The following is a 567-nucleotide window of genomic DNA, read 5'->3' as shown; positions in this document are numbered from 1 at the left end:
GTGGTGGGCGATACCGGGCTCGAACCAGTGACCCCCTCCTTGTAAGGGAGGTGCTCTCCCAACTGAGCTAATCGCCCTCCGATGTTTTACATCTTCAAAGGAGAAGATGGTGGGTCGTGCAGGATTCGAACCTGCGACCAATTGATTAAAAGTCAACTGCTCTACCAACTGAGCTAACGACCCGTGGCGTCCCATAGGGGAGTCGAACCCCTGTTACCGCCGTGAAAGGGCGGTGTCCTAGGCCTCTAGACGAATGGGACTAAGTGTTTGGTTAATGTGTTGGGCACACTAACGAGGATAGCCAATGCTACCCTTGCTCTCTTACATTTCAACCAAGCAATCTGTGTGGACACTGCATAAAACGCAGTCATATCGTTAAGGAGGTGATCCAGCCCCAGGTTCCCCTAGGGCTACCTTGTTACGACTTCACCCCAGTCATGAACCACACCGTGGTAAACGCCCTCCCGAAGGTTAAGCTATCTACTTCTGGTGCAGCCCACTCCCATGGTGTGACGGGCGGTGTGTACAAGGCCCGGGAACGTATTCACCGTGGCATTCTGATCCACG

3 tRNA genes and 1 rRNA gene are annotated in these 567 nt (G+C 53.6%); all 4 read right to left on the bottom strand.

The window, feature by feature from the left end:
• Position 1: 1 nt before the first annotated feature.
• Positions 2 to 77, bottom strand: a tRNA-Val gene (locus R2X38_RS26645).
• Positions 78 to 107: 30 nt separating this feature from the next.
• Positions 108 to 183: transfer RNA gene (locus tag R2X38_RS26640), tRNA-Lys, on the bottom strand.
• 1 nt (position 184) lies between these two features.
• Positions 185 to 260, bottom strand: a tRNA-Glu gene (locus R2X38_RS26635).
• Between the two features lie 116 nt (positions 261 to 376).
• Positions 377 to 567 (bottom strand): 16S ribosomal RNA (locus tag R2X38_RS26630); the annotation flags it as partial.

Source organism: Photobacterium rosenbergii (assembly GCF_033022775.1).
Taxonomy (GTDB): domain Bacteria; phylum Pseudomonadota; class Gammaproteobacteria; order Enterobacterales; family Vibrionaceae; genus Photobacterium; species Photobacterium rosenbergii_A.
Note: the sequence above shows the minus strand (reverse complement) of the source record. Positions and strands in the feature narration are given on the sequence as shown.